Raw genomic sequence first — 5,659 nt, forward strand, 5'->3', positions numbered from 1 at the left:
CGACAGTTCGTCTATGAAACCGGAGCTATGGACACCGGCAAGGGCAAGCAGCTCAATCCGGAAATTGTCAAACGCGAACGGAAGAAAGGCTACAAGCTAAGCCGCACCGACGTCTTCCGCCACCGCTGTCGATATTTTACTGATTCCGGCATCATCGGCTCCAAAGAGTTCGTGGCCGAGGTGTTCGACGAGGTAAAGCACCTGCTGGATTCCAAGGATGAGAGGAGGTTCACGCCGGTTGGCGGGATGGATGGGGTGTATTCGATGAAGCGGTTGGGGGTTGGGGGGTAATTGTTATCAGCTATCCGTTGCTTGGGAAGAGCAGGAAGGGACAGACTCAACTCTTTACTCTAAGATTCCCTCTGCTGAGAACTGACTTCACTGCCAATGCCAAGAGCCAATCGATACTTTCTTCCAGGTCATGTTTGGCACATTACCCACCGGTGTCATAACAGTCCGTTGAAAAACTCCCAAGTGCTGCGTTGCCGCAAAAAGTTCAAACTCTCACGTATGAATAACTACGCTTCAACCTTGCCCTTTTTTTGCTCCTTGCACTTGGGGTTTTTAAACGAACTGCCGGATAAGGACAATTCCAACACTCAGTAAGCGGGAGTTTCTCCTCAAATTTTCCCGTGACAGGCAAAATTGGATCAATTGGCTTTTTGAGGACAGGAAGCGATACCAGCTTCAGATCCTCAACCACACCGTCACCTCGAATCATACTCACCTCTTGGTTTTCAGCGAGGAAGGCGTCACGGCACTGCCCAGGAGTACAACCATCGCAAAAATCGACCGCGCCATCCAGACTTCGTCTTCCTCACCAGCCACGGCCGAGGCCATCGCCAAATCCCTCACCCGCGCCACCGCGTTCCCCGCGTCCGCATTACCGAAATCCTGGAAATCTGGCCGCACTTGGTTCGGCCCGTGAGGTGGAAGAGATAAGGTTGATCGGGCAGTTGGTAGTGGCACTGGGCTATCCAATAGCTCTCCCGATTTCTTGTCTTGAGGAACCGAGACCGATAAGGGCCCTCATCATCATTTCCAATGAAACGGAAGGATCTCCATGCTCGACTTTGGCAATCCGAGACTGGCTCGAACCGATTGCTTCGGCCAATGTCGCCTGAGTCATCTTTAGTGCCTTCCGCTTTTGAACAATGGTATCGGCCAAAGCCAGCTTCATATCAATAATAGCCAAGTCAGCCTGATCGAGATCAAGAAACTCATCCACGTCTCCAACAACCCAGCCCTTTGATTGTAGATTCTTCTTTTTTTTTGCTTCCATCTTGCCCTCCATCATTCAGTCGTCATAAGCGGCGAGCCTAGCCTTGCAGAGATCAATCGTCGCCTTGAGCGTTCTTCGTGTTTTCTTTTGTTCCCAGTGGATCAGCACAATGCAGTCTGCATCGATCCGATAGAAAAACCTCCAAGTGACATCTTCATCAACAATCCGTAGTTCATGACACCGCTTGCCGATTGAAGGCATTGGTCTGCTGTGAGGCAGGGACAAACTTTGTCCGGATTGAAGCAGCCTTAAAAGATAGCCCGACTCTATCCTGGCTGAGTGCGACAAGGGTGGAGATTTCGGCACACTGGCCACCCAAGCCAAGGGCTTGTGCTTTTCGTGCATAGCAATATTTTATGTCATATCAGACATTTTTTCAAGCAATAATCCATCGATCTTCCATTATCTCGTTGCACGTCATGGCTCCGGGTAAACATTGTCTGTCATCCACTCCCTCACATGCACCATGGCGCCCGGAGCGGCTACGACCTTGGTCTATTGACAGGGGTTAAGAGGTCGGACCGAGTCAACCATTTGATTAAATGAAGCAAATAGTTCAAATATGATTGCTTTTTCTTTTTAGAATGCCATTTTGCCTTCAAAAAAGCCATTCTAAGATTCCCTCTGCTGATTACCCACCGGTGTCATAACAGTCCGTTGAAAACTCCCAAGTGCTGCGTTGCCGTAAAAAAGTTCAAACTCTCACGTATGAATAAATACGCTTCAACCTTGCTTTTTTTTGCTCCTTGCACTTGGGTTTTTTGAACGAACTGCCGGATAAGGATAATTCTAACACTCAGATAAGCGGGAGTTTCTCCTCAAATTTCCCCGTGACAGACAAAATTGGATCAATTGGCTTTTTGAGGCCAGGAAGCGATACCAGATTCAGATCCTCAACTACACCGTCACCTCGAATCATATTCACCTCTTGGTTCAGCGAGGAAGACGTCACGGCCCTGCCCAGGTCACTCCAGTTGGTTGCCTGCAGAACTGCCCAGGAGTACAACCAGCGCAAAAATCGCAAAGGTGCGTTTTGGGAAGACCGCTACCATAGCAAAATGATTAACTCGGTCCGACCCCAAACCTACACCAAACCTACCGAACCCAAGCCTTAATATTCCCATTTGACAGTGATATCAATAGTGGTATCATTTCTCTCATGGCAAGTTCAAGATATTCTCAGCCAGATGCGGGAGAATCCCAAAGGCATTAAATTCAATAACTTGAGTAAGGTTTGTGATGCCTATTTTGGCGAGACTCGAAAATCGGGTTCGAGCCAAAGAGTTTATCGGACCCCATGGAAAGGAGATCCCAGGGTAAATATCAAGAATGCCAAAGGTATGTATAAAGCCTATCAAGTGAAGCAGGTGCTTCAGGCTGTTGAGCGGTTGGAGGTGCAAAGTGGCAAAAAATATTGATCGTTACACCGTACAGAGTCACCTGGTCTGAAGAAGATCAGGAGCATGTAGGGTTATGCGTTGAGTTCCCTAGCCTGAGTTGGTTGGCTGACGACCCTGAGCAAGCGCTGAGAGGTATCCGTCAATTGGTTCATGATTGCGTTGAAGATATGCGCCAAAGTGGCGAACAAGTACCTGAACCGCTATCATCCAAACAATTCAGCGGCAAATTCATGGTGCGCGTGCCACCAGAAACTCATCGACTGTTAACGATTGAAGCAGCAGAGTCGGGAGTCAGCTTGAATCGGCTAATTTCCAGCAAGCTTCATCATCCCCGCATGTAACAATCACAAACAGTCTGACGGCTCCTGCGGAGCCGCAGCTGTTGTGAGGCGTTCAAAACCTCTACTATATTATCAATTCGGCAAAGTGAAATGAATGAAACCCAATGGAATATGAAGCCAAACAAGACAAAAGCAGTAATGCTTGCCAAGCGTCAACTGGCTGAGTTTGTATGTGACGCGGTAAACCTGGAAGGGATTAATTTAACCTTGCCGGAAATCCAAACGCTACTGGATGGGATTACAGTTGGAGGGCATAAAATATCTGATCAGCAAGTAGCCTTGAACCAAGCCGATGCATGGCGCGCGTTATATTGGTTGCTTGATAAAAATCAATTTGAAATCACCCATGAAAAAGTCTGCGCCCTCCATCTCATAGCGGGCAAGGACGAGGCATTGGAGTCGGGGAAGTTTAGATCCGGCGGGGTTACTATAGCAGGGACGGACTTTATGCCGCCACATGCTGATTCGTTGCAAGAGTTGTTTCAAAAAATGGTCGACGACTCATATGGCATTCCGGATATTTACGATCGTGCTATCCATTTCTTTCTTACGATGGCAAGATGGCAATTTTTTTATGATGTGAATAAGCGCATGGGACGATTTGTCATGAATGGACTTTTGTTGGACAGCGGATACCCTGCGATCAATCTTCCCGCGAAAAGAAAACTGGAGTTCAATCAATTGATGCTCGTTTTTTATGATACTGGCGATCAGAAGCCGATGAATACCTTTCTGCGCTCCTGCCTGGATGAAAGGGTTGTAAAAATTGTGAAAGAATAATTCGTGTAACTACTCAGTTCATCCGAGTAATGCGGCCTGGATACCCGCCTTCGCGGGTATGACTGATTCGGAGGCGGCATGGCAAAACAAGTCATTCCCGCGCAGGCGGGAATCCAGTGCCGGGATGAGGCATTGCCCTCGATGCGCTGAATAGTTACTCCGTTGTTTTTAATGCCTTCCGTCTCCAGCTTGCCGCAGGCAGGTCTGCCATCTGTCTTCTGACCTCTGACCACTGACTGGCGCGAAATAAGTTTTTTGCACCCGACTCAGTCCGTCCCGCACGACCTCACCCGCGCACCACCTCTTCCAGCGCCCTGCAAAACTCCTCCATCACCGGGCGTTGCACCAGACTGACCCGGATCCAGCCGGGAAAGCGAAACCCGGTCATGGTCCGGACCAGGATGCCTTTGTGGGCCAGCTTGCGATGAAGCAGGGTGTCGGAGACCGGGGTGCGGATCATCATGAAGTTGCCTTCGTGGCAGACATATTCCAATCCCAGTTTGGCGCATTCGCCGCGCAGCAGTTCCTTGGCCTCGGCCACCATGGTCCGGGTCGCGGTGATGAACGGGACGTCGTGCTCCAGGGCCGCGGTTGCCGCGATCTGGCCCAGGCTGTTCACCGAATAGACCACGTGGGTGCGGCGGATGATGTCCACCACCTCGGGTGAACCGCACAAATAGCCCACGCGCAGCCCGGCCAGGGCGTACATCTTGGAGAAGGTCCGGAAGACCACGAGATTCGGAAACTCGCGCATCAACTCCATCCCGTCGGGATTGTCTTCACGGTCCACGTACTCGAAATAGGCCTCGTCCAGAACCACGATCCGCTCGCCACCCACGGCCTCCAGAAAGCCGCGCATGGTCGCCGCGTCCCAGTAGGTGCCCGTGGGGTTGTTGGGGTTGCAGACGAAAAAGATCTTGGTCCGCTCGTCAGCCGCGTCCAGCATGGCCTGGGGATCAAAGGCCATGTCCCGCAGCGGCGTCAGCCGGACCTGGAAGCCGGAAAACTCGGCCACCCATTCATACACGGCAAAGGTCTTGTCCGCGGTGACGATATTGTCCCCGCGCTCGCAAAAGGCCTTGATCACGCTGGCGATGACCTCGCAGGAGCCGTTGCCCACCAGGAACTGATCGGCGGACTTGCCAAATTTCGCGGCCAGAGCCTGGCGCAGATCATAGCAGTCACCGCTGGGATAGATCGGCACGCGTCCAGCCTCGAAATCTTCGATGGCTTGGCGGGCCGACGGCGGCGGCCCCAGCGCATTCTCGTTGTTGTTCAGGCGGTGGAGATGATCCACCCCGAACAGTCGTCGCAGCTCGTGATCCGGCCGACTGGGGGTGTAGGGCTCAAAGGCCTGGATATAGGCGGGGACCAGACGGTCAAGGGGCAGTGTGGACATATTCCATCAACAGCACGTCGGAGCGGCCGGCCTGCGGCAGAACCAGACTTGGTCTGCATCCCTGTTCCAGCAAATCGCCGCACAGCGCGGCCTGCCAGCCCTCGGCCAGATCAATGCGAAAAAGAATGCGCCGGTATCCTTCGCCGCGGAGCACGCGCAGATGCCGGGCAATGTTCTCGGCGTTGTCCGCGCCGTCCAGGAGCGGGCGGAGCACGATCTCCCCCAGTTCCCGGTTCATGGCCGCGGCGAACAGGGAACGGTCCCGGGCGTGGCTTTGGAGGCGGCCCACGGCATCAAGAGCCGGCAAAATGGTTCGCGGCAGAAACACCCGCTGGTAGGTTTCTTCCAGAAAGGGGATGCATCCGGGATGGGCCCAAACCTGCAACCCCTCGTCCTCCCGCAAATGCCGGAACCAGACCGGAATCCGTTGATCGCCGTCCTGTTCGGTCCGCGTGAT

General features: G+C 52.5%; 6 protein-coding genes and 2 pseudogenes. 4 read left to right on the forward strand and 4 right to left on the reverse strand.

What is annotated here, in order from left to right:
• A pseudogene (locus BLP93_RS17070) lies at window positions 1–291 on the forward strand (hypothetical protein); the annotation flags it as partial.
• 682 nt (window positions 292–973) lie between these two features.
• Here the strand turns inward: BLP93_RS17070 and BLP93_RS16365 are convergent.
• Together BLP93_RS16365 and BLP93_RS17765 are read right to left on the reverse strand one after the other, a co-directional pair.
• The gene (locus tag BLP93_RS16365; RefSeq protein ID WP_092123983.1) at window positions 974–1,282 is read right to left on the reverse strand and encodes a helix-turn-helix domain-containing protein; all 309 of its coding nucleotides are present in this window, start codon (window positions 1,280–1,282) and stop codon (window positions 974–976) included.
• A gap of 15 nt (window positions 1,283–1,297) precedes the next feature.
• Entirely contained in the window at window positions 1,298–1,627 is a 330-nt protein-coding gene (locus tag BLP93_RS17765) for a type II toxin-antitoxin system RelE/ParE family toxin (RefSeq protein WP_092123985.1), read from the reverse strand.
• Between the two features lie 797 nt (window positions 1,628–2,424).
• Between BLP93_RS17765 and BLP93_RS16380 the strand changes: the two genes are divergently transcribed.
• The 3 genes from BLP93_RS16380 to BLP93_RS16390 all read left to right on the forward strand — a co-directional run bounded on the left by BLP93_RS16380 (window position 2,425) and on the right by BLP93_RS16390 (window position 3,803).
• Window positions 2,425–2,700 (forward strand): toxin HicA, encoded by a 276-nt coding sequence (locus tag BLP93_RS16380; protein ID WP_244148797.1) that lies wholly within the window; start codon window positions 2,425–2,427, stop codon window positions 2,698–2,700.
• A 212-nt stretch (window positions 2,701–2,912) separates the two neighbouring features.
• Window positions 2,913–3,023 carry a toxin-antitoxin system HicB family antitoxin gene (locus tag BLP93_RS17495; protein WP_244148798.1) on the forward strand — a complete coding sequence of 37 codons (111 nt, stop codon included), beginning with the start codon at window positions 2,913–2,915 and terminating at the stop codon, window positions 3,021–3,023.
• A gap of 90 nt (window positions 3,024–3,113) precedes the next feature.
• Entirely contained in the window at window positions 3,114–3,803 is a 690-nt protein-coding gene (locus BLP93_RS16390; protein ID WP_092123987.1) for a Fic family protein, read from the forward strand.
• A gap of 286 nt (window positions 3,804–4,089) precedes the next feature.
• Here BLP93_RS16390 and hisC read toward each other — a convergent pair whose 3' ends face one another.
• Together hisC and BLP93_RS17075 are read right to left on the reverse strand one after the other, a co-directional pair.
• The gene (gene hisC / locus BLP93_RS16395; protein ID WP_092123989.1) at window positions 4,090–5,202 is read right to left on the reverse strand and encodes a histidinol-phosphate transaminase; all 1,113 of its coding nucleotides are present in this window, start codon (window positions 5,200–5,202) and stop codon (window positions 4,090–4,092) included.
• A pseudogene (locus BLP93_RS17075) lies at window positions 5,183–5,659 on the reverse strand (hypothetical protein); the annotation flags it as partial. The pseudogene BLP93_RS17075 and the gene hisC, both read right to left, overlap by 20 nt.

It is taken from the genome of Desulfonatronum thiosulfatophilum, assembly GCF_900104215.1.
GTDB lineage: Bacteria > Desulfobacterota > Desulfovibrionia > Desulfovibrionales > Desulfonatronaceae > Desulfonatronum > Desulfonatronum thiosulfatophilum.